Source organism: Pseudomonas sp. NFPP07, assembly GCF_900115645.1.
GTDB lineage: Bacteria > Pseudomonadota > Gammaproteobacteria > Pseudomonadales > Pseudomonadaceae > Aquipseudomonas > Aquipseudomonas chlororaphis.
This window is the reverse complement of the sequence record NZ_FOXG01000004.1, coordinates 338087-364884: the sequence shown is the minus strand read 5'-3', so window position 1 is coordinate 364884 and position 26798 is coordinate 338087. Positions and strand designations below refer to the sequence as shown.

26 protein-coding genes and 1 pseudogene are annotated in these 26798 nt (G+C 63.6%); 9 read left to right on the top strand and 18 right to left on the bottom strand.

The genetic code is table 11. The features are described from left to right. Positions 1-4 precede the first annotated feature (4 nt). Positions 5-946 carry a LysR family transcriptional regulator gene (locus tag BM019_RS12840; RefSeq protein WP_092418471.1) on the bottom strand — a complete coding sequence of 314 codons (942 nt, stop codon included), beginning with the start codon at positions 944-946 and terminating at the stop codon, positions 5-7. A 155-nt stretch (positions 947-1101) separates the two neighbouring features. Between BM019_RS12840 and BM019_RS12835 the strand changes: the two genes are divergently transcribed. After that, positions 1102-2319 carry an MFS transporter gene (locus BM019_RS12835; RefSeq protein ID WP_092418470.1) on the top strand — a complete coding sequence of 406 codons (1218 nt, stop codon included), beginning with the start codon at positions 1102-1104 and terminating at the stop codon, positions 2317-2319. Between the two features lie 157 nt (positions 2320-2476). Here the strand turns inward: BM019_RS12835 and BM019_RS12830 are convergent, their stop codons facing one another. The 8 genes and pseudogenes from BM019_RS12830 to BM019_RS12795 all read right to left on the bottom strand — a co-directional run bounded on the left by BM019_RS12830 (position 2477) and on the right by BM019_RS12795 (position 8950). Then, on the bottom strand, positions 2477-4678 hold the full coding sequence (locus BM019_RS12830; protein WP_092418469.1) for an OsmC domain/YcaO domain-containing protein: 2202 nt from the start codon (positions 4676-4678) through the stop codon (positions 2477-2479). Between the two features lie 131 nt (positions 4679-4809). Beyond that, entirely contained in the window at positions 4810-5430 is a 621-nt protein-coding gene (locus tag BM019_RS12825; RefSeq protein WP_085530451.1) for a hypothetical protein, read from the bottom strand. A 57-nt stretch (positions 5431-5487) separates the two neighbouring features. Further along, on the bottom strand, positions 5488-5748 hold the full coding sequence (locus tag BM019_RS12820) for a bacteriocin immunity protein (RefSeq protein WP_092418581.1): 261 nt from the start codon (positions 5746-5748) through the stop codon (positions 5488-5490). A gap of 30 nt (positions 5749-5778) precedes the next feature. Continuing rightward, positions 5779-6032, bottom strand: a pseudogene (locus tag BM019_RS12815) (bacteriocin immunity protein). Between the two features lie 184 nt (positions 6033-6216). Then, positions 6217-6456 carry a pyocin S6 family toxin immunity protein gene (locus tag BM019_RS12810; RefSeq protein ID WP_053260569.1) on the bottom strand — a complete coding sequence of 80 codons (240 nt, stop codon included), beginning with the start codon at positions 6454-6456 and terminating at the stop codon, positions 6217-6219. Beyond that, a complete protein-coding gene (locus tag BM019_RS12805) occupies positions 6453-7622 on the bottom strand; it encodes a colicin E3/pyocin S6 family cytotoxin (RefSeq protein ID WP_092418468.1) in 1170 nt (389 codons plus the stop codon). Before BM019_RS12805 ends, BM019_RS12810 begins: the two co-directional genes overlap by 4 nt. Before the next feature lie 368 nt (positions 7623-7990). After that, a complete protein-coding gene (locus BM019_RS12800) occupies positions 7991-8485 on the bottom strand; it encodes a PaaI family thioesterase (protein WP_092418467.1) in 495 nt (164 codons plus the stop codon). Between the two features lie 36 nt (positions 8486-8521). Beyond that, positions 8522-8950: a hypothetical protein gene (locus tag BM019_RS12795; RefSeq protein ID WP_085530455.1), complete on the bottom strand. Its 429-nt coding sequence runs from the start codon at positions 8948-8950 to the stop codon at positions 8522-8524. Between the two features lie 272 nt (positions 8951-9222). On the opposite strand from BM019_RS12795, the gene BM019_RS12790 reads away from it, so the two are divergent. Beyond that, positions 9223-9552, top strand: a complete 330-nt coding sequence (locus BM019_RS12790) for a hypothetical protein (protein ID WP_007924875.1) — start codon at positions 9223-9225, stop codon at positions 9550-9552. Between the two features lie 423 nt (positions 9553-9975). Here the strand turns inward: BM019_RS12790 and BM019_RS12785 are convergent, their stop codons facing one another. Next, positions 9976-10872, bottom strand: a complete 897-nt coding sequence (locus BM019_RS12785) for a DMT family transporter (protein WP_092418466.1) — start codon at positions 10870-10872, stop codon at positions 9976-9978. Positions 10873-10999: 127 nt separating this feature from the next. On the opposite strand from BM019_RS12785, the gene BM019_RS12780 reads away from it, so the two are divergent. Beyond that, positions 11000-12334: an aminotransferase-like domain-containing protein gene (locus tag BM019_RS12780; RefSeq protein ID WP_092418465.1), complete on the top strand. Its 1335-nt coding sequence runs from the start codon at positions 11000-11002 to the stop codon at positions 12332-12334. A gap of 37 nt (positions 12335-12371) precedes the next feature. Here the strand turns inward: BM019_RS12780 and BM019_RS12775 are convergent, their stop codons facing one another. From BM019_RS12775 to BM019_RS12765, 3 genes are all read right to left on the bottom strand, one after another. Beyond that, positions 12372-14000: a methyl-accepting chemotaxis protein gene (locus tag BM019_RS12775; RefSeq protein ID WP_092418464.1), complete on the bottom strand. Its 1629-nt coding sequence runs from the start codon at positions 13998-14000 to the stop codon at positions 12372-12374. Between the two features lie 319 nt (positions 14001-14319). Continuing rightward, positions 14320-15027: a DUF6602 domain-containing protein gene (locus tag BM019_RS12770; protein ID WP_092418463.1), complete on the bottom strand. Its 708-nt coding sequence runs from the start codon at positions 15025-15027 to the stop codon at positions 14320-14322. Positions 15028-15172: 145 nt separating this feature from the next. Further along, a complete protein-coding gene (locus BM019_RS12765; protein WP_092418462.1) occupies positions 15173-16618 on the bottom strand; it encodes a SulP family inorganic anion transporter in 1446 nt (481 codons plus the stop codon). 172 nt (positions 16619-16790) lie between these two features. On the opposite strand from BM019_RS12765, the gene BM019_RS12760 reads away from it, so the two are divergent. From BM019_RS12760 to BM019_RS12745, 4 genes are all read left to right on the top strand, one after another. Then, positions 16791-17150: a hypothetical protein gene (locus BM019_RS12760; RefSeq protein WP_092418461.1), complete on the top strand. Its 360-nt coding sequence runs from the start codon at positions 16791-16793 to the stop codon at positions 17148-17150. 168 nt (positions 17151-17318) lie between these two features. Further along, complete coding sequence (locus tag BM019_RS12755; RefSeq protein WP_007924889.1) at positions 17319-17924, top strand: SCO family protein; 606 nt, start codon at positions 17319-17321, stop codon at positions 17922-17924. Next, entirely contained in the window at positions 17924-18415 is a 492-nt protein-coding gene (locus BM019_RS12750; RefSeq protein WP_007924890.1) for a copper chaperone PCu(A)C, read from the top strand. Before BM019_RS12755 ends, BM019_RS12750 begins: the two co-directional genes overlap by 1 nt. Positions 18416-18456: 41 nt before the next feature. Beyond that, positions 18457-18651, top strand: coding sequence for a DUF1289 domain-containing protein (locus BM019_RS12745; protein WP_007924891.1), 195 nt, complete (start codon positions 18457-18459; stop codon positions 18649-18651). Between the two features lie 31 nt (positions 18652-18682). Here BM019_RS12745 and dsdC read toward each other — a convergent pair whose 3' ends face one another. The 4 genes from dsdC to BM019_RS12725 all read right to left on the bottom strand — a co-directional run bounded on the left by dsdC (position 18683) and on the right by BM019_RS12725 (position 22992). Then, entirely contained in the window at positions 18683-19630 is a 948-nt protein-coding gene (gene dsdC / locus BM019_RS12740) for a DNA-binding transcriptional regulator DsdC (RefSeq protein WP_092418460.1), read from the bottom strand. Between the two features lie 24 nt (positions 19631-19654). Further along, positions 19655-21007 carry a D-serine ammonia-lyase gene (locus BM019_RS12735; RefSeq protein WP_092418459.1) on the bottom strand — a complete coding sequence of 451 codons (1353 nt, stop codon included), beginning with the start codon at positions 21005-21007 and terminating at the stop codon, positions 19655-19657. A 24-nt stretch (positions 21008-21031) separates the two neighbouring features. Beyond that, the gene (locus BM019_RS12730; RefSeq protein WP_007924894.1) at positions 21032-22372 is read right to left on the bottom strand and encodes a GntT/GntP/DsdX family permease; all 1341 of its coding nucleotides are present in this window, start codon (positions 22370-22372) and stop codon (positions 21032-21034) included. 215 nt (positions 22373-22587) lie between these two features. Next, positions 22588-22992 carry a RidA family protein gene (locus tag BM019_RS12725; RefSeq protein WP_009043231.1) on the bottom strand — a complete coding sequence of 135 codons (405 nt, stop codon included), beginning with the start codon at positions 22990-22992 and terminating at the stop codon, positions 22588-22590. 146 nt (positions 22993-23138) lie between these two features. On the opposite strand from BM019_RS12725, the gene BM019_RS12720 reads away from it, so the two are divergent. After that, a complete protein-coding gene (locus tag BM019_RS12720; RefSeq protein WP_092418458.1) occupies positions 23139-24065 on the top strand; it encodes a LysR family transcriptional regulator in 927 nt (308 codons plus the stop codon). Positions 24066-24352: 287 nt separating this feature from the next. Further along, a complete protein-coding gene (locus tag BM019_RS12715) occupies positions 24353-25774 on the top strand; it encodes a phosphatidylserine decarboxylase family protein (protein ID WP_092418457.1) in 1422 nt (473 codons plus the stop codon). Positions 25775-25825: 51 nt separating this feature from the next. Here BM019_RS12715 and yghX read toward each other — a convergent pair whose 3' ends face one another. Further along, the gene (gene yghX / locus BM019_RS12710) at positions 25826-26725 is read right to left on the bottom strand and encodes a YghX family hydrolase (protein WP_092418456.1); all 900 of its coding nucleotides are present in this window, start codon (positions 26723-26725) and stop codon (positions 25826-25828) included. Positions 26726-26798 lie beyond the last annotated feature (73 nt).

The following is a 26798-nucleotide window of genomic DNA, read 5'->3' as shown; positions in this document are numbered from 1 at the left end:
TCTGTCACCGGGCAGGGCTGGCGGCCAGGTCGCCGTCGTCTATCGGCGTCAGCCCTGTGACCAGGGCCTCCAGCAGGACCCTGACTTTGGGCAGCGTTTCACGACTTTTGACCCAGGCCAGGTTGATCGGCATCCCCTCGCTTGCCCGATGGGCGAGCACCTCCACCAAGGTTCCTTCGTCCAGCTGCCGCTGGACGAGCCAGGACGGCAACTGTGCGATACCGCAACCGGCCATGGCCGCCAACACGATGCCTTCGCCATTGCCCACCACGAGCTGGGCGGCGACCTGCCGGCGCGTCGTGGCGCCCTGATCGTCGGTGAAGTTCCAGGGATTGATTCTTCCATCTACCCAGCCATAGGCGATGCACTGATGCTGTTGCAGATCGCTTTCGGTCAACGGCACGCCCTGCCTGGCCAGGTAGGCGGGGGAGGCACAGAAGAGGTGTCGCTCGCGGGCCAGGCAACGCTGCCCCAGCGTATCGGGCCAGGCATCCGCGCCGCCAATACGCACAACGATGTCCACGCCTTCCTTGAACGGGTCGACGAAACCGTCGGAGAAGGAAATATGCGGCGTCAGCGCCGGATGATCCTGGGCAAGGCGCAGGAGGATCGGCAGCACCTGGGCGCGACCGAAAGCCCCTGGCAGGTCGATGCGAACGCTGCCGCAGACCTCGCTGGCTTCGGCCTTCAGTGCAAGCTCGGCGTCTTCCAGGTCGGCCAGCACGCCGGTGCAGGTGCGATAGAAGGTCATTCCCGCGTCGGTCAACGCCACGCGTCGCGTGGTCCGATGCAGCAGGCGAGTGCCCAGCCGGCCCTCCAGGCGCGCGATGCTTTTACTGACGGCGGAGCCTGTCAGGTGCATTTTCTCGGCGGCGGCGGTGAAGCTGCCAGATTCGGCCACGCAGACAAATACATCGATGCCCTTCAAGCGTTCGGAGGAAAACATAGACATTCCTTATTCGTGAATCTGACTCCACACACCCGGTAAAAACCATCAGCAATGAGAATCGGGTTCAGCAGTATGCTTGATCCGCGCCGGCTTTCCTGCGATTGCCACAGCGCGAACCCGACAAAAATAATGGCGATCACGATGAGGCAAGGATGCTGGCCACGCTAAGAAACTATCCGACCACGGTAAACCTGCTGCTTTCAGCGTCCCTGATCCTGACCCTCGCCCGCGCGATCACCCTGCCTTATCTGGTCATTTATTTATCGGGCCACTTCCACTTGAGCATCGCCGATGTCGGCCTGGTCATCGGCAGCACGCTGATCATTGGCTCGCTGTTGAGCCTGTATGGCGGGTTCCTGGTGGACCGGATGTCCAGCTACAGGCTGATCCTGATCTGCAGTGGCGTGTTCACCGCGGGTTTCCTCGGCACCTTTGTCGCGCGCGATCTCTGGTTGTTCTACCTGTGCCTGGTGTCGATCAACCTGGCCTACGCGGTCATCGATATCGCCGTGAAATCGGGCTTTGGCAGCCTGCTCCCCGTCGCTGGCCGGGGCGAGGTGTTTTCGATCAAATACACGCTGACCAATATCGGTTATGCCGTCGGCCCCTTTCTCGGCGCGGGGCTGGCCGGGCTGGATATCAGCCTGCCTTTTCTGTTGTCCGCGGGGCTGGGCGCAGGGTTCTTGTTTATCTACTTCGTGTGGGGCGACAGGGGCTTGGCGGGCGTTGAGCCAAGCCAGCCCCGCGCGCCGTTCCTGGCCGTGGGCAAGCTGTTGCTGAGCGATCGCCGGCTGGTGTGCTTTACCCTGGGCGGGCTGCTCAGCGCCGTGGTCTTCGGCCAGTTCAGCGCCTATCTCTCGCAGTACCTGGTGGTGACTACCACAGCCGAAACCGCCTACCGGATTATCAGCAGCATCGTGGCGACCAATGCCCTGACGGTGATCAGCCTGCAATACCTCATCGGCAGGAAGATCTCCCAGGAACACTTGAGCCTGTGGCTCGCCGGCGGGCTGGTTATGTTTGTCCTGGGGCTGGCGGGCTTCGCCCTGTCGACCACCCTGGTGTTCTGGGTCGGCGCCATGGTCATTTTCACGCTCGGCGAGATTATCGTGTTTCCCGCCGAATATATGTTCATCGACAACATCGCCCCCAGCCATCTGCGGGGCATGTATTACGGGGCGCAGAACCTGAACAACCTGGGCGCTGCATTGGGGCCGGTATTGTGCGGGGCGGTCTTGGCGGTGCAGCCGCCCCAATACATCTTCTACATGCTGATGCTGTTTATCGTCGCGGGCGGGATGCTGTACTTCCTCGGGGCTGCCATTGCCGGCAATACGGCGCCGGGGGAGGAAGGTGTCGCCGGGGGTTAGCAGGGAAGGGGTTGGAAGGTCGCTGAAAAGTAGCTGGTTCGAGCCGGCAGCGGCGTGGGGCCGGCGGGTTGGCCCGCTGATCGCCCGGGCCATTTCCTATGCCTGTGGGGCCAGCGCCTGTCGATTCAACGGCGGGCGCTGTTCCCCGGCCTGGCCATCAGCTGGAAAGTGCCGCGACCTTGGCCCGCGCCGCGTGCAGCTTCTTGTAGCTGTCGATCAGGCGCAGGTGGCGGTCGATCCCTTCCAGCTTCATGCTGGTCGGTGTCAAGCCATAGAAGCGCACATCGCCATTCACCGAGCCAATCACCGCATCCATCCGCTCGTTGCCGAACATGCGGCGGAAATTGGCTTCGTAATCCGCCAGGTCCAGATCTTCGTCGAGTTCCATCTCCAGCACCGCATTCATCGCCTGGTAAAACAGGCCACGCTCGGCGGTGTTGTCGTTGTACTGCAGGAACATCTCCACGCACTCCTTGGCTTCTTCATATTGTTGCAAGGCCAGGAAGATCAGCAGTTTCAACTCCAGGATGGTCAGTTGGCCCCAGGCGGTGTTGTCGTCGAACTCGATGCCGATCAGGGTGGTGATATCGGTGTAGTCGTCCAGTTCGCTTTCTATCAGGCGCTCGAGCAACGCCTGCAATTCTTCCTCGTTGAGGCTGTGCAGGTTGAGGATATCCTCGCGGAAGAACAGCGCCTTGTTGGTGTTGTCCCAGATCAGGTCTTCCACCGGGTAGATTTCCGAGTAGTCCGGCACCAGGATGCGGCAGGCGGTGGCGCCCAGGTGCTCGTACACGGCCATGTAGGACTCCTTGCCCATGCCTTCGAGAATGCCGAACAAGGTCGCGGCTTCCTGGGTGTTGGAGTCTTCACCCTGGCCGGAGAAGTCCCACTCGACGAATTGGTAATCCGACTGGGCGCTGAAGAAACGCCACGACACCACGCCGCTGGAGTCGATGAAGTGCTCGACGAAGTTGTTCGGCTCGGTGACCGCCTGACCTTCGAACGTCGGCGGCGGCAAATCGTTCAAGCCCTCGAAACTGCGGCCTTGCAGCAGCTCGGTGAGGCTGCGTTCCAGCGCCACTTCCATGCTTGGGTGCGCGCCGAACGAGGCGAACACCCCGCCGGTACGCGGGTTCATCAGGGTCACGCACATCACCGGGAACTCACCGCCCAGCGACGCATCCTTGACCAGTACCGGAAAGCCCTGGGCTTCCAGGCCCTGGATGCCGGCGAGAATCCCCGGGTATTTGGCCAAGACTTCTGCCGGTACATCCGGCAGGGCGAATTCGCCTTCGATGATTTCGCGTTTGACGGCGCGTTCGAAGATCTCCGACAGGCACTGCACCTGGGCTTCAGCCAGGGTGTTGCCGGCGCTCATACCGTTACTGAGGTAGAGGTTTTCGATCAGGTTCGACGGGAAGTACACCACTTCGCCGTCCGACTGGCGCACGAACGGCAGCGAAACAATGCCGCGCTCTTCATTGCCGGAGTTGGTGTCGAACAGGTGCGAACCGCGCAGCTCGCCTTCGCGGTTGTAGACCTTCCGGCAGTACGCATCGAGGATTTCGCTCGGCAGCTCGTCGTTGGGGCCTGGCTGGAACCAGCGCTCGTCCGGGTAATGCACGAATGGCGCGTTGGCGATCTCCTCGCCCCAGAACTGATCGTTGTAGAAGAAATTGCAGTTCAGGCGCTCGATGAACTCGCCCAGGGCCGAGGCCAGGGCACCTTCCTTGGTCGCGCCCTTGCCGTTGGTGAAGCACATCGGCGACTGCGCGTCGCGGATATGCAGCGACCACACGTTGGGCACGATATTGCGCCACGAAGCGATCTCGATCTTCATGCCCAGGCCGGCCAGGATGCCGGACATGTTGGCGATGGTCTGTTCCAGCGGCAGATCCTTGCCGGCGATGTAGGTGGTGTGCGCCTCGGCGCTCGGCATCAACAGGGCCTGGGCATCGGCGTCGAGGTTTTCCACCTCCTCGATCACAAACTCAGGCCCGGCCTGTACCACTTTCTTGACCGTGCAACGGTCGATGGAGCGCAGGATGCCCTGGCGGTCCTTGTCGGAGATATCCGCCGGCAACTCGACCTGGATCTTGAAGATCTGGTTGTAGCGGTTTTCCGGATCGACAATGTTGTTCTGCGACAGGCGAATGTTATCGGTGGGGATATTGCGGGTGTCGCAGTACAACTTCACGAAGTACGCCGCGCACAACGCCGATGACGCCAGGAAATAGTCGAACGGACCCGGTGCCGAGCCATCGCCCTTGTAGCGGATGGGTTGATCGGCCACCACCGTGAAGTCATCGAACTTGGCTTCAAGTCGGAGGTTGTCGAGAAAGTTGACCTTGATTTCCATGGGGCACACCGAATAACGAGCAAAACGAAATGGCGGCCATTATCCGGTTTTTCAGCGCGAAGTCTTGCGCTTTTCGGCAAGCGGGCCAGGTGGTTGGGGGAGGTGGTCGCGGCCTGCGGCATCAGCTCCTCTCACTCATCACCGATTGACATCAGGCTGGCGGCCCACGCTTGGCTGGCAGTGTAGCGAGCGAAATAGGCCTGCTTCTCGGTCTCGCCCAAGCCGGTAAAAAACGGCAGGAAGTACTGGTCGTTGTAGTAACCCTGGGCACCTTGCAACTGCGTTCCCCACCATGCAGGGTCGTAACCCTCGAAGGCTACCCAGGGCGGCGGAACGGCGAAACGCTGGCGCTGAATGGCTTCGAGAAAGTCAGTGCTGTTGGTTACCAGGCGTACCGTGACGGCGTTGAATTCCCGGGTGGATATAAAACAGATCAGGTGCTGGTGGTTTTGGAGGTTTTCATACTGCCTGACGGGGAGGTCGTTGAAGCTGCGCTCGTCGGCCAGGGTGAAGCTGGATTCGATAAGGGCCTGGAAAGAATCCCTGTCGCTTCCATCGATCAGCAAGGCCCCGTAATAAGCCGGTACGCCTGTGCCTTCCAGAGAAACCGCGCGCAGTGGAAGGGGTAGGGCAGGAGTGGTGTGTTTAAGGGGCTCGGTGAAAACCGCTCGGAGTTCTGACAGGGAATAGCCCGCAATTTGCTCCTTGGGGGGGCGGTCAAAAAGACCTGCGATACGGCTGAAAAAATTCATATCGTCCTTGATTCAGCTTTGGTGGGTTTATTGGAATGGCGCTTCAAGGCCATTGATTTAGGGTTCTTTGAAACCCGGAAAACCGTTGGCCGAGCGCCAGTCTTTGACGGTTTTCAAGATTCCCTTTGGCGAATCGTCTTCGCCATTCTCGGGATAGTAAATCCAGTCAGATGCGGCGGGATTGCCAGTTATTTTAATAAAGTGCTCTAGCAACTGATCCTGATATTTCTCGGTGCCCACCGCATTGCATATTTCGTCGAGCAGTTTAAGAAAATCGCTTTCGGTGTACTCAGGTAGAGAGCCCGGGAGCTTGGTCATCTCAGTCGTAAATCTCATCACTAAACGCCATCACGACTTGAATTCTGGCAAGCCATTAGTCTTGCGCCACTCTTTAACGGTGTTGGTTATACCTTCTGGGGTGCATTGCGCTTCATCCTCCAGTAGATCAGGTCGGAGCCGTCTGGATGCTCGGTAAGCCGCCTGAACTCGTCCAGAAGGTCATCCAGCACTTCATCGGAAGTGCCGTTCCCATTTGCAGTGAATATTTCCTGCATGAAGCGAATGAACTCAGCTTCTGTGTAGTCGGGAATGCTTTTCTCCATGATGGTTACCGGGGGTTGGCTATGTGTTTTTTTGGGGATTTGTAAATCATCTATTTCATGAGCCGTGCCGCCTTACTGGCTCTGAGTGGTCACGCTTCTTTGAGTAAAAACTCAAGGCCAATATCCAGAATGGACATGGTTTTTCCTTCATGAGGGGCGTGCCAGGCCGACCATATAGAGTCGGTCAGCAGTGGCAGCTGATGTACAGCTCCAGATCTTTGGGGAGTGGGATGGCTGTAAGGCGTTCTATGGCACTGGCTTGCTCTCGGGTGAGGAGGTAGCTATGTACGGCGTCTGCTTCGCTCTGCCAACCCATAATCGGCATCAGCATTTCTGTAGTGAGAGTCGGTAGTTTTGTCTCGAATACAGCGTCGTCACTATTTGTAGGTGCGCCGTGTATCTCGAATTTCAGGTTGTACTTCATGGCTCAATCACTCTGGTTTTATCCGCTGGTTTGGTTTGCTGGCCGGTTATTGGGTCGAACTCGCCTAAGTGTTTGCCGCGTTTGTTGTACTTCTCCAGCCTGCCGTGTTGGGAGTCCCATTCGTAGATCGTACCGTCTTTGTCTTTCCATCGATCACGCAAGCCGCCACCTTTTTTGGGGGTTTTAGGCTTTGACCATTTGAGGCCAGGGAAAGCGGGGAGATTTTGGGGTTTGGGATGATAGTTCTGGCCTCTGGGCAGATTTAACACGATATAGAGCGGCCGAACCCCGGACCCCGGCGGGAACACCAGGATGAAGTCCTTGTACTCCGGTGGGTAGATCGGGTTGACGATGAGGGTGTCCGCCTGTTCGGTGGGCGGAAAGATCCAGATGTGCGGCGCTTGGGGCGCGGCCTCCAGTGGGGGGATGCCGGAGGTGCTGGACGGGTCCTCCGCGGGCGTCCAGATCAGGGTGACGCCGTCGCCGAAGTCGGCCACCTGTTGCTGGCCTTCGGCAGCAAAGTGCACCACCGGGACCATTTCCCAGCCACGCTGCTTTTGCGTGTTGTAGCCATAGCCCTTGAGCGTGCCGTCGGGCCGTTGTTCGAGATGCAGGCGGACGCGGGTGCGGCCTTCTTTCAGCGCGTCGAGTTGCTCGGGCGTGTACAAGGCGCTATCGCCCAGGCTCGAAGGCCAGAGCATGGCCACCATGCCAGCCAGGGCACCCGCGACCACGCCGCCGACCCCGGCGGACGCCACGGCCTCGCCACCCAGCGCAAGGCTGCCCAGCGCGGCGGGAAGGGCGCCGCTGATTTTCTTGAGCGGGATATTCCCCGTCGCGTCCGCGCCACGGCCCCCCAGTAAGACAAGCTCGCCATAGTCCTTGATGGCGTCGGTGGGAATCGCCCCGGATGGGCTGAGGTAGTCCATGACCCCGTCGGGCAGCTTGCAGGATTTGGTGAAGGTGCAGCCGGCCATCGCCTGTTGCTTGCGGGGTGGGCTGGCGAGGCTGTCCGCATGGGTTTGTTGGCGGGCCAGCATGCGCTCATAGGCGTGTTGCCTGGCCTCTTGTTCCGCCTGTTCGCTGGGGGTCATGTCTCGATAGGTGACGTGGTGCCCGTCGCCGGAAGGGGGATTCTTGATCGGGAGGAGTCTGTTGCGCGCCATCGAGGGTTCTGCCTGTCCATCCAGTGCGGTTTTCCAGCCGGAGGCGGGATGGCATCAACCCTATTGGCTATGGACAGGCATTACTGCGGGAGGAATCTGAAAGGTTTGAAGGGCAAATCTTTACTTTTACGGGCTGACAAGCAGGACGATTCTGGCTAATGCCGATCCGTTAAGGACGAGAGTGGGGGCTGGTGTAGGAGCGAGCTTGCTCGCGATGGACTTGAGAGCGCCGCGTTCATCCACTCGACACGCGTTATCGTTAACCGCCATCGCGAGCAAGAACTAGGCGTCCCCCTTGTAAGCTGGTTTTACCTGCTTCAGATCGTGGTTCCCAAAGGTTTCAAGATCGTGAGCGAGCCTGATCCGGCTCAGGCTTCCTGCCCATGGGCCGCCGCGGCCAGTTGCTCGGTATCGACCCGCACGAAGATCGAGTCGCCAATCGCCGTCAGCACATCGCCGGCGTAGACCTCGCAGATCACCCGGCTCTTGCGCCCGACTTCGCCTTCGACCTTGGCGCGCAAGGTCAGGGGCACGCCCATCGGTGTGGGCTTGATGAATTTGATGCCGAGGTTGCCGGTCACGCAGTTGATCCGCGGCTGGCTGTCCAGGGCGCGTTTTTCGGCGCGGTAGTGGTAGGCCATGGCGGTCCAGTTCGAGTGGCAGTCCACCAGCATGGCGATCAGGCCGCCGTACACCAGCTCGGGCCAGCCGCAGTATTGGCTGTCCGGCAGGTGCTCGGCCATCACATGCACCCCATCCTCATGCCAGTGGCTCTTGATGTGCAGGCCATGGGGGTTGCGGCTGCCGCAGCCAAAACAAACGCCGTCCGGCGCGGTGCTGTCTTGCAGGGAGAGTGGGTGCATGTGTCTTACCTTTTTTATTGTTGGAGAAGGAAAGCCTCAGGCTGCCTGTGCCTGTATCTGCAGGTCGCCGTCGACGTCCTTGACCAGCCCGCTGGCCAGCAACAGCGGCAGCAGGCGTTGGTGCAGTTGCGGCTCGACGAATTCCTTGACGGTGTCCAGCGCCAGGTTGCCGCTGGTTTCCAGCTCGGCCTTGGTGTAGGACAGCCAGGCCTTCTTCAGCACCAGCAGCACGTCGCTGCCGGCGGTGGTAGCGAAGCGGCGGTGGGTGACTTTACCGTCGAAATCGAAGCTGTGCTGGTAGGCATAACCGCTCTCGACGCCCGCGCTGGCGACACAACGACCGCAGGTGCATTTGCCGTCGCCGAAGGCCGTGCGCAGATAGGTGTTGAAGTCCACCACGGGCTTGAGCCCCAGGCGCTTGTCGACTTCGAACAGATCCCCGGTCAGTTTTTCTTCAGTGCTCAACGTCCATTTCCTCAAGTCATGCGGCGTGTTTTGACAGGGCCGCACAATACCAGCCGGACGCTTGCAGGGGTAATTTTCTGCCCGGAGGTGGCGAGAAACCCTGCGCCAGGAACCTGGACCGGCGGCTGTTGCCGAGCCTGGCGCCCGTAGTGAACAAGTGGCCAGTAAAAGAGAGGCACATTGCCTTCTCCAATAAGGCCCGATGCTGGCCCCGCGCTCACTCAATCACCGCCAAAATCACTTTAATTTCAGGTGGTTAGGTAGATCGAAAAATGCGCAATGTGTGGATGACGCTGACCTCGTTCGCCTTGGTCAGCGTGGCTGTCGCGGCCGAGGGCAAGGAGTTGCCGGCCAATGACCGGTATGTGTGCAGTTGGGGCGCGGGGACGGCGGCGCGGGCGCAGGAACTGAAACTGTCGGGCGTTTCGCTGTATGCCGCGCGGCAGAAGCTGCAGACCTACAAGTTCAGCAAGGGCTGGATGCGCATGCTGGCCCTGGGCATTACCGAACAGACCTACGACAGCCCCTCGCGGGCCAAGCCGGCGACGGTGCGGCAGAGTTTTTACGACGATTGCGTACGCTACAAGCTGGCGCGCAAATAACCCGGGAAGGCACACGGAATTGCCGGTTGCCCGGGCTGCCATGCTGGCGTGGGCGCCGGCGATCCTGGGTCGAGGCATGTCGGCTTTGCCTCATGTACCCGGACCTTTGGTCCATGGGCCGACAGCGTCCGCGGCCATCTGATCCGTATTTTTCTTCGTCACCTGCGTCTGTATCGGGATCAGATCTGGCCTGACAATAACGCACCCCTCAGGCGCACCGGCCCGCCGGCTGGAGCCTGAGGCTGCGTTCTGCTTTTCGCGTTGGCGAAAACCTAATTGTTCAGGAGGCCTTTATGGCGAAGATGGCTATTTTCTTGTTTGGATTCTTGGCGCTGACCATCGCGATCGGTCTGCTGGCGACCATCTCTCCGGTCTGAGGGGAAAACCTCAGGCCAGCCCCGTCTCGCCGAGGCGGCCGAACTGCTATTTGGAAAACTTCCTCGCCCCGGCCACGCACAAAATCACCGCCACGGTCACTCCCAGCATGCCCAGGCTGACCTGTTCATGCAGCAGGGTGGCCGCCAGGGCCAGGCCAAAGAATGGTTGCAGCAATTGCAACTGGCCGACGGCGGCGATCCCACCCTGGGCCAGCCCGCGATACCAGAAGACAAAGCCGATCAGCATGCTGAACAGCGCGACGTACCCCAGGCTCAGCCAGGCGGGCAGGGTAATTCCGCTAAACGACGGCGGGGCACGCAACAGGCTCAGCAGCGCCATGACCGGCAGCGCCAGCACCAAAGCCCAGGAAATCACCTGCCAGCCGCCCAGGGTACGGGAGAGCTTGGCGCCTTCCGCGTAACCCAGGCCGCAGACCAGGATCGCCAGCAGCATCAGGATGTCTCCGGCCGGCGCGGCGCTCAGCCCCTGGGACAGGGCAAACCCCACCACCAGCAGGCTGCCCAGCACCGAGAACAGCCAGAACACCGGCCGCGGCCGCTCGCCGCCGCGCAGCACGCCGAACACCGCGGTGGCCAGTGGCAGCAAGCCGAGAAAGACGATGGAGTGGGCCGAGGTCACGTACTGCAGGGCCAGCGCGGTCAGCAGCGGAAAGCCCACCACCACGCCCAGGGCGACTATCGCCAAGGGCCACAGCTGGTTTCTGTTCGGGCGTTTTTCCTTGAACAGCAGCAACAGGCACAAGGCCAGGACCCCGGCGATGCTGGCGCGGGCCATGGTCAGGAACAGCGGGTCGAATTCCAGCACGGCGACCCGGGTGGCCGGCAGCGAGCCGCTGAAAATCAGCACGCCGATAAAACCGTTGAGCCAGCCGTTCGCGGCCTTTTGCGTGGTGGGGTGTGGCAGGGGGGATGTCCGTTCCATTCAGGGGCTCAGCTCTGTTCAAGGGTAAGCGCCGCGCTGCAGGGCGAGATTGCGCCTGGGCTGCTCAGGCCCCATCCTAGGAGCGCTAAGCAATACAATCAAAATATTGTCATGGATACATTCCGCTATGGCCCGTGCCCGCTACAAACAACTGGTCGATGCTTTTGCCGCCGATATCCGTGGCGGCGCACTGCCGCCCGGCGCCCGTCTGCCGACGCACCGCGAGCTGGCCGCCAGGGAAGGGCTGGCCCTGGTGACCGCCTCGCGGGTGTATGCCGAGCTGGAGGCCATGGGCCTGATCAGTGGCGAAACCGGGCGCGGCACCTTTGTCCGCGAGACCGCATTGCCGCCGGGCCAGGGTATCGACCAGCAGGCCACGGCGGCGGGCACCCTGGATCTGAATTTCAACTATCCGGCGTTGCCCGGGCAGGCCGAAGTGTTGCGCGGCGGCCTGCGCCAACTGGCGGCCGCCGGTGACCTGGAGGCGCTGCTGCGCTACCAGCCCCACAGTGGCCGCAGCCACGAGCGGGCCGCGGTGGCGCGGTATCTGGTCTCTTGCGGGTTGCGGGTAGACGCCGAGCAGGTGTCGATCGTCAGCGGCGCCCAGCATGGCCTGGCGACCACGGTCATGGCGCTGCTCAAGCCCGGCGATGTGGTCGCCACCGATGCCCTGACCTACCCGGGGTTCAAGGTGGTGGCCGACGCCCACGGCGTGGAGCTGGTGTCGATTGCCCTGACCGAGCACGGCCCCGACCTGCAGGCTTTCGAGCAGTTGTGCCGCAGTCGGCGGGTGCGGGCGGTGTATGCCATGCCGACCCTGCACAACCCCATGGGCTGGGTGCTGGACCTGGCGTGGCGCGAGCGTCTGGTGCACATCGCCCGGCAGCATCGCCTGCTGATTATCGAGGACGCCGCCTATGCCTTTCTCGCCGAGGATCCGCCCGCGCCGCTGGCGGCCCTGGCGCCGGAACTGACGGTGTATGTGTCGGGCTTTTCCAAGAATGTCGCCACCGGGCTGCGGGTCGGTTTTGTCGTCGCGCCGCCGGCCTGGGTGCCGCTGATCGAACGGGTGATCCGCGCGACCACCTGGAACACCCCCGGGGTGATGACGGCGTTGGTCTGCAACTGGATCGACGACGGCACCGTGGCGCGCCTGGAAACCGAGAAACGCCAGGACGCGCAAGCCCGGCAGACGCTGGCCAGGGAGGTGCTGGCCGGCCTGGCGTACATCGGGCATCCGGCGTCCTATTTTCTCTGGCTGCCGCTGCCCGAGGAGGTGCGTGCCGATCAGGTGGCCATGGCCTTGCTGCGGGAGAATGTCTCGGTGTCCACCGCCGCGCCCTTTGTCAGCGCCGCGCCGGTGCCCCACGCGATCCGTCTGGCCCTGGGCTCGGTCGATATGGATCAGCTGCGGGTGGCGCTGGAAAGGGTGCGCAAGGTGATTGCTCAATACGCCTACTGAAGGCCCCGCGCGGCAAGGCGCGGGAGCCCGTTGGCCGTCAGACCTTGAACTGGGTTACCAGGCCGTTGAGTTCCACCGCCAGGCGCGACAGGTCCTGGCTGGCGGCGTTGCTCTGGTTGGCTCCGGCCGAGGTCTGGGTCGCCAGGTCGCGGATGTTCACCAGGTTGCGGTCCACCTCGCGGGCGACCTGGGCCTGCTCTTCGCTGGCGCTGGCGATCACCATGTTGCGTTCGTTGATCGAGGTGATGGCCTGGGTGATCTGGTCCAGAGCCAGGCCCGAAGCGCGGGCGGCTTCCAGGGTCAGGTGGGCGCGTTCGTTGCTGTGGCGCATGGCGCTGACCGCGCCTTCGGTGCCTTCTTCGATGGTGTTGATCATGCTTTCGATTTCCTGGGTCGACTGCTGGGTGCGATGGGCGAGGGCCCGCACCTCATCGGCGACCACGGCGAAACCGCGTCCGGCATCGCCGGCCCGGGCGGCCTCGATGGCCGCGTTGAGGGCCAGCAGGTTGGTCTGTTCGGCGATCGAGCGGATCACCTCCAGGACCTGACCGATATTGCGCACATCCACCGCCAGGTGCTCGACCTGCCCGCAGGTGCGGGTCACCTCGTCAGCCAGCTCGCCGATGGAGTCGACGGTGTGCTGCACCTGTTGCCGGCCGTGGTGGGCGGTGGCGTCGGTTTCCCGGGACGCCTCGGAGGTGCTGACGGCGTTGCGCGCCACTTCTTCCACCGCCGCGGTCATTTCGTTGACCGCGGTGGCGGCCTGCTCCAGCTCGTTGCTCTGCTGGTGCAGGGTCTTGCTGGAGTCCTCGGTCACCGCATGCAGTTCCTCGGCGGCCGACGCCAGCTGGCTGGAGGAATCGGCGATCTTCTGCAGGGTGCTGCGCAGGCTGTTCTGCATGCGTTGCAGGGCGTGCAGCAGGCGCGCCGGTTCGTCGTTGCCGGTCACGCTGATGGCATGGCACAGGTCGCCGCTGGCGATGGTTTCGGCGACTGCCACGGCCTGGCTCAGCGGCCGCACGATGCTGCGGGTGAGCACGATGGCCAGGCCGACGGTCAGCACCAGCACGATGGCCAGGATCGCCAACACCAGCCCGACCGCGCTCTGGAACACTTCGTTGCTGCGCGCGGCCGCTGCTTCGCCGCCGTGGGTGTTCACCTCGACCACGCTCAGCAGCTCCTTGAGCATGGCGTCGGCATTGGTCAGGAACGGCCCGCCGTCGACGATGGCGATCGCCTCGTCCTTGCGCCCCTGGCGCGCCAGGTCGAGGACGCGCTGCTGGTCCTTGAGGTACAGCGCCCTGACCCCCAGGTAGCGCGCGTACGCCGTCTTTTCCTCGGGGTCGATACTGAGTTTTTCGTAGGCCAGTTGCTGGGCCGACAGTTGCTCGTCGAGCTGCTTGACCCGGTCCAGCAGGGCCTCGACTTCGGTTCTGTCGCGTACGACCAGCAGGCGCAGGGTCAGGGTACGGATCTGGGTACTGGTCAGGGCCACGGCATTGGCCGCGACGATCGAGGGCAGCCAGTTCCTGTCGACCTCGAGCGACTGCTCGTTCATGCGCCGCATTTCCAGCAGGGAGAACGCCCCGAGCGCAACCGCGAGCAACGCGATCAGGGCAAAACTGAGGCCTGCACGGCGGGAAATGTTCATCGATCGTAAAAGCATGACTGTGTTCCTTGTGGCGGCAAAAGGCACAACCTGCGCGGCATCCGGCAGGTTCGCAGCAAAGCGGCGCGCGCTCGGAAAGGCTCCGGGGCGTCGTCGGTTCTTGCAGGCAAGACAGGCGGGAGGCGCATCGTGGCGCCTTCTTTTATGGGGTCTTCCGGGGTGGGTGGGGTCGTGCGGACCCTGGCCGGAGAGGGGGCGATGATATCACAGTGATGTCGCTTTTTTGGCCGAAGCAACCTGTGTTTGGCTGATGAAAAAGGCGAGCTGCAGCTCGCCTTTTGTTTTTCACAGTGCTTGCGGGGACCGTCGGAGCTCGTCAGTCACTCTCGGCTTCATCCAGGAGCGAGACGTAGCTCTTGATGTCGAAGCGGCTGTCTCTATTGAAGGAAAGCCAATTGGAGAGGCTGCAAAGAAAGGCGAAAACCGCGCTGTCCCCGGATGCTTCGAAGTTTCCAGAGGGTTCGAAGCTGAAAAAGTAAGCGGGTTCCAGGCAGAGGATTCCGGTGGGGTAATGCTGGCCTTTCTCTCTGCACTCTTCGAATAGCCATTTGGCAATGGTGTCTTCGTTCGGTCCTTTGAAAGCAATGATGTAGGAAGGAACAAGGTATTCACTTCTGAAAATGAATTTTTCTTGCGACTTTTTCCGTTGCAGCCGCTGGACGGCGTGGCTCTGTTCGAACGCCTGGACCTTCTGGACCCGCAGGTCGGACTTCACTTCGATGGCCGCCGCCACGGTATCGGCAAAGTACAGCCGTTGCTTGCCGGAGGTAATCGGCAGGCTGAAGCTTTGCTCGCACTCAAGGACGATATCCACCTGGCCGGTGGTTTGGCCGTAGCAGTCCATGATGACGCCAGAGCCATAGCGAATGTTCTGCGGCAGAACCCGGGCCAACAGGCTTTCAATGATCAGTTCCCGTTCATTTCCAATAACCGTCGAAGGGTACTTTTGCGATTGCTTGTGCCCCAGCATCAAGCTTTCTTTCAGCGTCTCGATGCTGTTAAGCAACAGGTCTTTCCCTGGCATGACTCACTCCGTGTATGACATTTATGGATCAAGCAGCCCCGTTTGAATCCGGGGCTGCCCGACAGTAAGAAAGCCGGGAAGGGGTGTAAAGGCATTTGTCGAGAACAGACGTGCCGCTGAAGGCGGCCGTTCCGTGAGCCTGGGCTCAGCCGTGCTGGATGCCCGCACGCTTGAGCAACTGCTTGCAGCGCTCGGACAGGTGGGTCACCCGCAGGTGCTTGCCGGCCTTGCCGTAGCGTTCGCGCAGGGTTTTCAGGGCGGCGATGGCCGAGTAGTCGACGAAGCTCAGGTGGCGGCAGTCGAGGGTCACCTGGGCCGGGTCGCCCGCCGGATCGAAGTGGTTGAGGAAGGAGGTGGTCGAGGCGAAGAACAGGGTGCCGTGGACCCGGTACAGCTTGCTGCCGTCGGCTTCTTCGTGGCTGTCGGCGTACAGCTCGCGCGAATGCTGCCAGGCGAAGTTGAGGGCGGCGATGACGATGCCGCACAGCACCGCGATGGCGAGGTCGGTGAACACGGTGATGATGGTCACCGCGACTATCACCAGCATGTCGTTCAACGGCACTTTGTGCAGTACCCGCAGCGAGCCCCAGGCGAAGGTCTGCTGGGCCACCACGAACATCACCCCGACCAGCGCCGCTAGCGGAATGCGCTCGATCAGGGGCGAGAGAAACAGCACGAACAGCAGGATCATCGTCCCGGCGACCACCCCGGACAGCCGGCCACGGCCGCCGGAGCTGAGGTTGATCACGGTCTGGCCGATCATCGCGCAACCGCCCATGCCGCCGAACAGGCCGGAGGCGATATTGGCCGCGCCCAGGGCCACGCATTCGCGGTCGGGGAAGCTGCGGCTCTCGGTGATTTCGTCGGTGAGGTTGAGGGTCAGCAGGGTTTCCAGCAGGCCGACCATGGCCATCAGGAACGCGTAGGGGGCGATGATGCCCAGGGTCTCCAGGTTCCACGCAATGTCCGGCAGCACCAGGCGCGGCAGGCCGCCGGCGATATGGGCCATGTCGCCCAGGGTGCGGGTCGGCAGGCCCAGCAGGTAGACCAGCAGGCCGACCCCGAGGATCGCCACCAGCGCCGGCGGCACCGCGCGGCTCAAGCGTGGCAGCAGATGGACGATGGCCATGGTCAGCGCCACCAGCCCGAGCATCAGCCACAGGGGCGTGCCGCCGAGCCAGCGTTCATCGGCCTTGAAGTGCTCCAGCTGGGCCAGGGCAATGATGATCGCCAGGCCATTGACGAAGCCGAGCATCACCGGGTACGGCACGATCCGCACCAGCTTGCCCAGGCGCAGCAGGCCGAAGGCGATCATGACCAGGCCACCGAGCAGCACCGTGGCCAGCAGGTACTGCACGCCGTGCTGCACCACCAGCGCGACGATCACCACCGCCATCGACCCGGCGGCGCCGGAAATCATCCCCGGGCGGCCGCCGAACAGCGCGGTCAGGGTGCAGATGATAAAGGCCCCGTACAGGCCCATCAGCGGGTTGAGGTGGGCGACCAGAGCGAAGGCGATGCACTCGGGCACCAGGGCGAAAGAGGTGGTGAGTCCGGCCAGGATGTCGGCGCGAAGGCGAGCGGGTTTCATGGTTTACCTGAGAGGGTGGCCAGGGTCGGCCGGGGTTGCGGGGGATTGTCGAAAGGCGGCGAATATTACGGAATAACCGCCGCGCCAGCCAGCCGTGGGGCTTGTATTGATGGGCGCTCGCGGCAAGACTGCGTGGTCCCGGCGCTTAATACCGGGCAGCCAAGGAGCCACCATGCCATCAAGCAAACGCGAGCAGGCGCGTCTCGAACGCCGCCTGGTCGCCAGCCTCACCGACGCCTGCGAAACCGCCAAGGCGGAAATCGTCGGGTTCTCCTGGCTGACCCATGTGGCCGATTACGCGGCGTTTCCCGCCAGCCTGAGGGTGGTATGGGTGTTCGACACCCAGGCCAGCAAGTCCCTGGCCCTGGCCTGCGGGCAGGGCGAGCGCATGCTCGAACTGACAGCCGTGGCGCTGCATGACGCCGGCGTGGAGTTGCAGGCGCTGGCGGCCCATGTGCGCTACGACAGCGAAGAACAGTGCCAGCGCATCAACGGCGGCAACTGGCAACAACGCCTGGCGCGGCTGGGCTGAGCGCCGCTGGCAAGCGCGGCTAAACGCCGCACCCGACCAAGGTCGCACACAACCTGTCATCCATTTGGCAGGAAGCGGGGCGCCGCGTTTTGCTACCATGCGTGGCTTTTACGGATGGGCCGCCTGGCGGGTCGTCTGGACTTTCGGCTCCTCAAAGGGCGGTAACGAATGAGTGTTTTGTTGAGTCGCCGCGAGGTGATTGCAGGTATGGGGGTGTTGGGTCTCGGTCTTTTGGCCGGCTGCGATACCCGGGGCCAGCTGTCGTACAAATATGGCAAGGATCTGAGCGACAAGATCATGGGCCGTACCTTCAAGCTGAAGGACACCGAGGGCAACGTCAGGACGCTCTCGAGCTATAGCGGCCTGATGCCGATGGTGTTCTTCGGTTTCACCCAGTGCCCGGCGATCTGCCCCACGACGCTGGCGCGCGCGGCCCAGGCCAAGAAACTGATGGGCCGCGACGGCGACCGCCTGCAGGTGATCTTCATCACCCTGGACCCCGAGCGGGATACCCCGGAGGTTCTCGATGCCTACGTCAAGGCCTTCGACCCGTCGTTCGTCGCGCTGTACGGCACGCTGGAGCAGACCGCGGCCACGGCCAAGGAGTTCGACGTGTTCTACGAGAAGATCCCCAGCGGTTCGACCTACACCCTGTCCCACACCGCCACCAGTTTTGTCTACGACTCCCGGGGCACGTTGCGCCTGGGCTTGTCCCAATCGCTTACCGCGCAAGAGTGCGCGGAAGATCTACTGACCGTCATGGAGGTCTGCTGATGTACCCGGCCCTGAATAAAACCGCTATCGCCCAACGCGCCAAACGCATCCTGATCGGCCTGTCCCTGCTGGGCCTGGCGGGCCAGGCCGCGGCCCAGACCCAGGTCGACGACGCCTGGGTACGCGCCACCGTCGCCGGGCAACAGGCGACCGGGGCCTTCATGACCCTGACTGCCAGCGACGACAGCAAGCTGCTCAGCGTCGAGTCGCCAGTGGCCAAGATCGTGCAGATTCACCAGTCGAGCATGCACAACGATGTGATGAGCATGCGCCCGGCGGACTTCGTCGCGTTGCCGGCCGGCAAGGCCGTGGCCCTGGACCCCCACGGTTATCACGTGATGCTGATCGACCTGGTGGCCCAGGTGAAGGAAGGCGACAAGGTGCCGCTGACCCTGGTGGTGGAAAATGCCAAGGGCGAAAAAGAGTCGATCAAGGTCGAGGCCCAGGCCCGCGCGCTGAACATGCCCGACCACAGCAAGATGCAGCATTGATGGTTGGCAGAACCTGCGACGACCGGCAGCCAGGCTGAAGCATGGCCAAGGAAATCGACAACCCCTGCATCGCCGTTTGCCAGCTGAGCGGCGATCTGTGCCTGAGTTGCGGGCGCAGCAAGGACGACATCCGCCAATGGAAGCGCATGAAGCGCCCGGAAAAGATGGCGGCGGTGCAGCGGGCGAGCCAGCGCTTGAAGGCGCTGCGCAAGAAGGGCGGCGGCGCCAGCCGCTGATCTCCCCCCAGCCGGCCTCCAGCGCCGGCCTTCAGGTTCCCGGCGTCTGCGCCGCACACTCCCGTAACCAGGCGATACAGGCCGAGACCCGTCGCGGCAGGGCCTCCAGGGCCGGGTGGACGATGTAGTAATCGTATTCGCCGCTGCGGGTAAACCCCGTGAACGGCAGCACCAACCGGCCTTGCCCGATCGCCTCGCTGACCAGATGCTCGCGCCCGATCGCCACGCCGGCATGGTGGATGGCGGCGGTGACGCAAAGGTCCGAGCGATCGAAAGTCACCCCGCGCTTCGGCATGGCCACATCATCGCCGTGCTGGCGAATCCACAGCGCCCATTCGGAATCGAAGGTGGCATGGTCCCAGGCCAGCGAGTCATGCAGCAGGGTGCAGTGCTGCAGTTGCTCGACCGCGCCGGTCAATCCATGGCGTTCGGCGTATTGCCGGCTGCACACCGGTGCGACCCGCTCCTGCATCAGCTTGTGCGCCACCAGCCCATGGAACTCGCCATTGCCGTAGTACAGCGCCAGGTCGATCTGCCGGGTGCGGAAGTCGATGCGGTCGTTGCCTACGCGCAGGTCGAGCCTGACCCCGGGAAAGCGCTGGCCGAACTCGGCCAGGCGCGGCACCAGCCAGGCATGGGCGATGGACGGGTGGGCGTACAGGGTCAGCGGCCCGGCCAGGTCGGCGTCGACCGGCTGGGCCAGGACTTCGGACAGTTCGCCCAGGGTCTGCTGGAGGATCGCGAAAATCCGTTCGCCGGCCTCGGTCAGCTCGACCCGCCGGGTCAGCCGGCGGAACAGCTGGATCGACAGCTCCGCCTCCAGCCGGGCGATGCGATGGCTGACCGCGCTGGCGGTCAGGCACAACTCATCGGCGGCCTTGCTGAAACTCAGGTGGCGGGCCGCGACCTGGAAGGTGAACAGGTTCGAGAACTGGCTGCTGTTGAGCTTGGCATCCAGTCGGGGCGGTAGGTTGTACAAGCCGGCGCTTCTCCTGTCGGTCGGTTATGAGCCTTGCAGCACCCGGGCACCTTGCGCCAGGTAGGCCTGCATCTCGGTGTCCGGGACCATGCTGCCGCCCGTGGCCCAGACCAGGTGGGTGGCCCGGGCGTAAGCCGCGGCGCTCAGGCCGCTGCGCTGCAGGTACTGGTCACGCTGTGCCTGCACCCGGGCGATGCCTGGGACACCGGCCACCGCCGAGGGCTCCAGGTGCAGCTGTTGGTGCTTGGCCATCAGCCAGACCAGGGCATGCAGTTCGTCATCGCTGACGGTGTAGTAACCCTCGATCAGCCGCTGCATGGCGCGGCCGACAAAACCCGAGGCGCGGCCGACGGCCAGGCCGTCGGCGGCGGTGAGGTTGTCGATGCCGAAGTCCTGCACCGACACCTCGTCATGCAGCCCGGTGTGCACCCCCAGCAGCATGCACGGCGAATGGGTGGGCTCGGCAAATATACAGTGAACGGCGTCGCCGAACGCCAGCTTCAAGCCGAACGCCACGCCGCCAGGGCCGCCGCCGACGCCGCAGGGCAGGTAGACGAACAGCGGATGCTCGGCATCGACCCGGACCCCGGCCTGCGCCAGTTGCCGGCTCAGGCGTTCGGCGGCCACGGCGTAGCCGAGGAACAGGTCGGTGGAGTTTTCGTCATCGACGAAGTGGCAGGCCGGATCGGCGCTGGCCTGCCGGCGCCCCTGGGCCACGGCGATGCTGTAGTCGCTCTGGTATTCCATGACATTCACACCGTGGGCGCGCAGCTTGTCCTTCTTCCATTGGCGGGCGTCGGCGGACATGTGCACCGTGACCTGGAAGCCCAGCCGGGCGCCCATCAGGCCGATGGACAGGCCCAGGTTGCCGGTGGAGCCGACGGCGATCCGGTAGTGGCTGAAGAACGCCCGGGCCTGGGGCGAGTCGAGCACGCTGTAGTCCTGGTCCGGGCGCAGCAGGCCGGCCTCCAGGGCCAGTCGTTCGGCGTGCTTGAGCACCTCGTAGATACCGCCGCGGGCCTTGATCGACCCGGAGATCGGCAGGTGGCTGTCCTGTTTGATCCACAGCGCGCCGGGCAGGGCCTGGTCATAGCGGCTGGCCAGCACCGCCTGCAAGGCCGGCAGCGGCTGGATCGGCGATTCGAGAATGCCGTGGCTGGCCAAGGTCTCGGGGAAGGCCACGCGAAAATACGCGGCGAAACGCGCAAGGCGGGCGCTGGCGTCGGCCACGTCGGCGGCACTCAGCGCAAGATCGCCCAGGCCATCGGCCAGGGGCGCGCGGGTGGGGGTGAACCAGGTGGTTTCGCGCAACGCCATCAGCTCTTCGAGCAGCGGGAAGCGGCGGGTCCAGGTAGCGAGTGGCTGGCCTGCGATCATGGGGAAGTCTCCTGTGGCAAAGGTTTAAACGAAATGAGAGAGGGCCAGGGTCAGCAACAGGGCGACCACCGAGGCCAGGACCGTGGCGCTGGTGAAGGTCTTGAGGGCATCGGCCAGCGACACCCCGAGGTATTCCTTGACCACCCAGAAGGCCGAGTCGGTGACGTGGGTCCAGCCGATGGCCCCGGCGCCGATGGCGACCACGATGATCTCCTTGCTGTAGCCGGAGTCGACGCCCAGGGTCGGCAGCACGATGGCGGCGGCGCTCATCATGGCCACGGTCGCCGAGCCCACCGCGAAGTGCATCAGGCCCGCCACCAGCCAGGCCAGCACCACGGGGTTGATGTCCAGCCGGGTCAGGGAGTCGGCCAGCACCTTGCCCACGCCGCTGTCGATCAGGATACCGTTGAAGGCGCCGCCGGCACCGATGATCAGCAGGATGCTGGCCAGCGGCGGCAGGCTTTTCTGGGTGTGCCCCAGCAGGTCTTGCATGCCCAGGCCACGGCGCAGGCCCAGGGACCAGTAGGCGAAGACCACGGCGATCAGCAGCGCCACCAGCGGGTTGCCGAAGAACGACAGCAGCCCGGACAGCGTCGAGCCGGCGGGCAGGGCGCTGGCGAAGGTCTTGCCGATCATCAGCAGCAGCGGCAGCAGGATGGTCAGCAACGTCAGCCAGAAGCCCGGCAGCACGCGTTCGCCACGGGCCTCGCAACGCTCCTCGAGGAAGGCCGCCTGCCAGGGTTCGGCCTGGCTGCGCGCCACCAGGCGGATCCACAGCGGCCCGGCGACGATGGCGGTGGGCAGGCCGACGATCAGGCCGTAGAGGATCACCTTGCCGACGTCGGCCCCCAGCAAGTGGGTAATGGCCATGGCCGCCGGGTGCGGCGGCAGCATGCAGTGCACGCACATCAGCGACACCGCCAGCGGCACGCCGAGGTGCAGCAGGTTGAGGCGGGTGGCCTTGGCCACCACGTACACCAGCGGAATCAGCAGGATGTAGCCGACCTCGAAGAACACCGGGATGCCGGCGATGAACCCCACCAGCATCATCACCCAGGAGGCGCGACGCTCGCCCAGGGTGTCGAGCAAGGTCCGGGCGATGCGTTCGGCGCCCCCCGATTCCTCGAGCATCTTGCCGAGGATACTGCCCAGCCCGATGATCGCGGCGAGAAACCCCAGGGTATCGCCCAGGCCCTTCTGGAACGATTCGAGCATGGCATTCAAGGGCATCCCCGAGCCCATCCCCACCAGGCCGCAGGCGGCGATCAGCGCCAGGAAGGCATGCACCCTGAACCTGACAATCAACACCACGATCATCACGATCGCGGCCAATAACACCCACAGCAACGCGCCATTGCTTTGCATCGGCCAACCCTCTTATTGATTTTGTGACGGGGTCCGTCAAAGGACTTCGCGGGGCGAGAGTTAACGCTCGGCCGCGCGGGGCTGACAAAAGATCATTGCTCAGCAGATGGGTGATGCTGGGTCAGGCGTGGGAATGGGCTTGGGAATGGGAGCCGCGAGGCCGGTCTGGCCGTGGAATCCCGGGCCACGGGCGTGACCCGGTCGAGGGGTGTGAGTCAGCCGGCGGTGCTTTCCGGCAGTCTGGCGATGACCTTGATCTCGAAGTCGAAGCCATAGAGCCAGGTCACGCCCACGGCGGTCAGCGTCGGGTGCGGCGCCTGGCCCCAGAACTCCGGCACCACCTTCCAGATGGTTTCGAATTTGTCCTCGGGGTCGACGATAAACACGGTGACGTCGATCACCTCGTCAAAGGAGCTGCCGGCGGCCGCCAGGATGGCGTTGAGGTTGTTGAAGGCGAGGCGGACCTGGGCCTCGAGGTCCGGCTCGGGCGAGCCGTCGGCGGTGCTGCCGACCTGCCCCGAGACGAACAGAAAGCCATTGGAACGGATCGCCGGCGAGTAGCGGTTGCGCTGGTAAAGCGCCTGGCGTCCGGGCGGAAAAACCACGTCGCGCTGAGTCATGTGTTGCCTCCATCGATAAGGGCCGAAGCCGGCCTGGAATGAACGATGAAGCTGACTCTAGGCACTTGCGCCGGGCCGATAAACCAGCAACCGTAGCCATCACTGTTTGTGGCATCCAAACAATCCAATGGTTAGCCGGAGTGGAGATGGACCGATTTGATGCGATGCAGGCCTTTGCCCGGGTGGTGGAGGCGGGCAGCTTCACCAAGGCCGCCGACACGCTGCACATGAGCAAGACCAGCGTGACGCAACTGGTGCAGCAGCTGGAGGCGCGCCTGCGGGTCAAGTTGCTCAACCGCACCACGCGCCGGGTCCACCTGACCGCCGACGGCGCGGTGTATTACGAGCGTGTGGTGCGCCTGCTGGCCGACCTCGACGATGCCGAGACCAGCCTGTCCAGTGCTTCGGCGCTGCCCAGGGGACGCCTGCGGGTGGATGTGCCCAGCCCGTTGGCGAGCATGATCCTGGTGCCGGCCTTGCCCGGGTTTCATGCCCGCTACCCGGACATCCAGATCGACCTGGGCGTCAGCGACCGCATCGTCGATGTGCTCGGCGAGAACGTGGATTGCGTGGTGCGCGGCGGCGAGTTGACGGACCAGTCGCTGATGGCGCGGCGGGTCGGCGACCTCCAGCTGGGCGTGTATGCGGCGCCCGGCTACCTGGAGCGCCTCGGCACGCCCGCGCATCCGCGCGAGCTGGAGGATTCGTTGCATCGCATCGTCGGTTTTCTCTGGGCGCGCACCGGCAAGGCCTTGCCCTATGTCATGCGCAACCACAACGAAAGTCTGCAGATCAAGGGCCGCTACGTGCTGGCGGTCGACGATGGCAATGCCTACCTCGCCGCCGGCCTGGCGGGCCTGGGCGTGCTCTGGCTGCCGGACTACATGGCCCGGGCGCATCAGGAACGGGGCGAGCTGGTGCGTCTGTTCGAGGACTGGCGGCTCGAGCCGATGCCAATCTACGTGGCGTTCCCGCCCAACCGGCATATCAGCATCAAGCTGCGGGTGTTTATCGACTGGGTCGCCGAGCTGATGGCCCGACATGCGCCCATCGCCAGCCGAGCGGGAGCGTGAAGCGACCGGTTACATGAATTTTTTGGGCGCCCCCCAGAATCTCGCCAGAGCAGCTTTACTTGTCCAGGCAAGTCGCGCCTGTAGATGGCCGTTCGGCCGCCGCATTCTGCCCGGGACCGGCATTGCGAGAAGGACACGGAGTGTCGTTCAACCCCGTACAAAACCCTTGTCGCCCCCCTGACATGAACGCCTGTTGGAGCAGTCGTTTGCTGGCCAGTACCTCATCGCGGTCTGGTCGCGCCCGGGCCATCGCAGCCCGGGCGCCGCCTCTTTAAAGGAGTAAAGACATGACTCAGTACGACAAACAGCTCAACAACCCCAAACAGCCGTCGCGCCAGGCACGCCTGGAAAGCACCGGCGCCGAACGCCTGACGCTGGCCAACGCCGGGCCGATCCAGATGGGCTTCTGGGTGCCCAACCGGGTATGGGCCACGGCCAAGTTCCTGGTGCCGCTGCGCAACCTGATCGCCGAGAAGAAAAAGGCCGGCACCCTGACCCCGATGCGCGCGGAAATCATCGAGTTCAAGACCTGGGTCACCCACAACAGCGTGTACCGCATGTGGGTCAACTCGATGATCGAACAGTCGAACGCCTACGTGGCGACCCTGGACGAGGCGACCAAGGAGCAGATCAAGGACTCGGACGGCGATGCGCTGTGGATCGCCGGCTACGACAGCTTCTTCGAGATTCTCAACGAGATCATCAGCACCTCCTCGTCGTTCAACACCACGGCCCAGGTCGGCACGCCGATGAACGCTTTCCTGGCGGTGTCGATGGGCACCGAGGCGGGTGTCGCGCTGTTCCATGACACGACCTTCAACCAGCAGTTCAAGAAGGTGCTCAATGCCTGGAACGCCTTCCTCAAGAGCAGCGCTTCCCTCGACAAGCTGGACATCAACGACCCGGAAAAAGAGGGCTCGTGGATCTCCGCGGCGGCCCATGAGGCCGGGGTCTGGAAGCAGATGGAGCATGACCCGAACCTGCCCGGCTACGGCTTCGATTCCTGGAACGCGTTTTTCATCCGCAGGTTCGTGCCCGGCGCGCGGCCGTTCCAGGGCAACCCGCTGACCCAGATCGATATCGGCTGCGAGACCACGCCCTGGCAGTACGAAAACGATGTGGCGTTCGAGACCGAGTTCTGGATCAAGGACGTCAATTACTCGCTACTCGATCTGTTCGGCGGCCAGGAGCAGTGGGCCGCGCCGTTCCAGGGTGGGCAGGCTTACCAGGGCTTCCTGTCGGCGACCCACTATCACCGCTGGAACGCCCCGCTCGATGGCAAGCTGGTGCGCTCCTGGGTGCAGCCGGGCACTTACTTTGCCCAGCGTCCGGCCCAGGGCGAAGGCGAGGGCACCTGGGAGGGCACCGAGTCGCAGCCGTACCTGGGGCATGTCGCCGCCCGGGCGATCTTTGTCTTCGAGCACCCGACCTGCGGTTATGTCGCGCTGATCTGCATCGGCATGGTCGAGGTCTCGACCTGCGTGATCGAGCCGCCGTTCATCGTCGACGAAGGCGCGGCACCGGTGAACATCACCCGTGGCACCGAGATCGGGCATTTCGAGTTCGGTGGTTCGACCCACATGATGATCTTCCAGAAGGGCCGGGTGCAGTTGGAGGACTGGGCGGTGAACGCGGTCGCGCACCAGAACGACCCGCAACCGACGCCCATGGGCACGGTGATCGCCACCGCGTTGCTGAACAAGGGCTGAGCCGCCGAGCACAAGCGACGGCGCCCTCGCGCCGTCGCCTGCAAACCGCTGTCAGCCGCTGGCCTGGACCAGGTACTTGTGGAACCACGCCAGCGTCCGGTCCCAGGCCAGGGTGGCCGCCGCCTCGTCGTAGCGCGGGGTCGAGTCGTTGTGAAAACCGTGGTTCACCCCGGGGTAGATGTAGGCCTCGTAGGTCTTGCCCGCGGCTTTCAGCGCCTGCTCGTAGGCCGGCCAGCCTTCGTTGATGCGGGTGTCCAGTTCGGCGTAGTGCAGCAACAGCGGCGCCTGGATCCGCTCGACTTCCGCGCTGTCCGGCTGGCGCCCGTAGAAGGGCACGGCCGCCGCCAGTTCCGGGTAGGCCACGGCTGCGGCATTGGCCACGCCACCGCCATAACAAAAGCCGGTGATGCCGACCTTGCCGGTGCTGGCGTCGTGCTCGAGCAGCCATTCGACGGCGGCGAAAAAGTCGTTCATCAGCTTTTCCGGATTGATCTTCAGTTGCAGCTCGCGGCCCTTGTCGTCGTTGCCGGGGTAGCCGCCGAGGGAGGTCAGGCCGTCGGGGGCCAGGGCGAGGAAACCGGCCTTGGCCAGGCGTCGCGCAACGTCCTCGATATAGGGGTTGAGCCCGCGGTTTTCATGGGCCACCACCACCGCCGGCAACTTGCCTTCGGCTTTCGCCGGGCGCACCAGATAACCCCGGACCTGCTCGTGGCCCTTGGGCGAGGGGTAGGTGATGTATTCGGCGACGATCGCCGGGTCGGTGAATGACACCTGTTCGGCCAGGGCGTAGTTCGGCGTCAGGGCGGCGAGGGTGGCGCTGGCGGTCAGCCCGACCAGGGTGAAGGCCGCCGCCCGGTCGAGAAACTCGCGGCGGCTGATCTTGCCGTGGGCGTAGTAGTCGTAGAGCTCAAGCAGCTCGGGGGCGAAGTCTTTGGCACTGAGACGTTGCATCGCGCGTTATCTCCTCACTCATGGGCGTCCGGGTGCCACATGACTGGTGGGCGGGACGAATTCGCCCCGGTTG

Excerpts from the sequence above, each read along its gene's own strand:
- BM019_RS12840 (WP_092418471.1), bottom strand. The coding sequence starts at position 946 with ATGTTTTCCTCCGAACGCTTGAAGGGCATCGATGTATTTGTCTGCGTG.
- BM019_RS12835 (WP_092418470.1), top strand. The coding sequence starts at position 1,102 with ATGCTGGCCACGCTAAGAAACTATCCGACCACGGTAAACCTGCTGCTT.
- BM019_RS12830 (WP_092418469.1), bottom strand. The coding sequence starts at position 4,678 with ATGGAAATCAAGGTCAACTTTCTCGACAACCTCCGACTTGAAGCCAAG.
- BM019_RS12825 (WP_085530451.1), bottom strand. The coding sequence starts at position 5,430 with ATGAATTTTTTCAGCCGTATCGCAGGTCTTTTTGACCGCCCCCCCAAG.
- BM019_RS12820 (WP_092418581.1), bottom strand. The coding sequence starts at position 5,748 with ATGACCAAGCTCCCGGGCTCTCTACCTGAGTACACCGAAAGCGATTTT.
- BM019_RS12810 (WP_053260569.1), bottom strand. The coding sequence starts at position 6,456 with ATGAAGTACAACCTGAAATTCGAGATACACGGCGCACCTACAAATAGT.
- BM019_RS12805 (WP_092418468.1), bottom strand. The coding sequence starts at position 7,622 with ATGGCGCGCAACAGACTCCTCCCGATCAAGAATCCCCCTTCCGGCGAC.
- BM019_RS12800 (WP_092418467.1), bottom strand. The coding sequence starts at position 8,485 with ATGCACCCACTCTCCCTGCAAGACAGCACCGCGCCGGACGGCGTTTGT.
- BM019_RS12790 (WP_007924875.1), top strand. The coding sequence starts at position 9,223 with ATGCGCAATGTGTGGATGACGCTGACCTCGTTCGCCTTGGTCAGCGTG.
- BM019_RS12785 (WP_092418466.1), bottom strand. The coding sequence starts at position 10,872 with ATGGAACGGACATCCCCCCTGCCACACCCCACCACGCAAAAGGCCGCG.
- BM019_RS12780 (WP_092418465.1), top strand. The coding sequence starts at position 11,000 with ATGGCCCGTGCCCGCTACAAACAACTGGTCGATGCTTTTGCCGCCGAT.
- BM019_RS12775 (WP_092418464.1), bottom strand. The coding sequence starts at position 14,000 with ATGCTTTTACGATCGATGAACATTTCCCGCCGTGCAGGCCTCAGTTTT.
- BM019_RS12770 (WP_092418463.1), bottom strand. The coding sequence starts at position 15,027 with ATGCCAGGGAAAGACCTGTTGCTTAACAGCATCGAGACGCTGAAAGAA.
- BM019_RS12765 (WP_092418462.1), bottom strand. The coding sequence starts at position 16,618 with ATGAAACCCGCTCGCCTTCGCGCCGACATCCTGGCCGGACTCACCACC.
- BM019_RS12760 (WP_092418461.1), top strand. The coding sequence starts at position 16,791 with ATGCCATCAAGCAAACGCGAGCAGGCGCGTCTCGAACGCCGCCTGGTC.
- BM019_RS12755 (WP_007924889.1), top strand. The coding sequence starts at position 17,319 with ATGAGTGTTTTGTTGAGTCGCCGCGAGGTGATTGCAGGTATGGGGGTG.
- BM019_RS12750 (WP_007924890.1), top strand. The coding sequence starts at position 17,924 with ATGTACCCGGCCCTGAATAAAACCGCTATCGCCCAACGCGCCAAACGC.
- BM019_RS12745 (WP_007924891.1), top strand. The coding sequence starts at position 18,457 with ATGGCCAAGGAAATCGACAACCCCTGCATCGCCGTTTGCCAGCTGAGC.
- BM019_RS12735 (WP_092418459.1), bottom strand. The coding sequence starts at position 21,007 with ATGATCGCAGGCCAGCCACTCGCTACCTGGACCCGCCGCTTCCCGCTG.
- BM019_RS12730 (WP_007924894.1), bottom strand. The coding sequence starts at position 22,372 with ATGCAAAGCAATGGCGCGTTGCTGTGGGTGTTATTGGCCGCGATCGTG.
- BM019_RS12725 (WP_009043231.1), bottom strand. The coding sequence starts at position 22,992 with ATGACTCAGCGCGACGTGGTTTTTCCGCCCGGACGCCAGGCGCTTTAC.
- BM019_RS12720 (WP_092418458.1), top strand. The coding sequence starts at position 23,139 with ATGGACCGATTTGATGCGATGCAGGCCTTTGCCCGGGTGGTGGAGGCG.
- BM019_RS12715 (WP_092418457.1), top strand. The coding sequence starts at position 24,353 with ATGACTCAGTACGACAAACAGCTCAACAACCCCAAACAGCCGTCGCGC.
- yghX (WP_092418456.1), bottom strand. The coding sequence starts at position 26,725 with ATGCAACGTCTCAGTGCCAAAGACTTCGCCCCCGAGCTGCTTGAGCTC.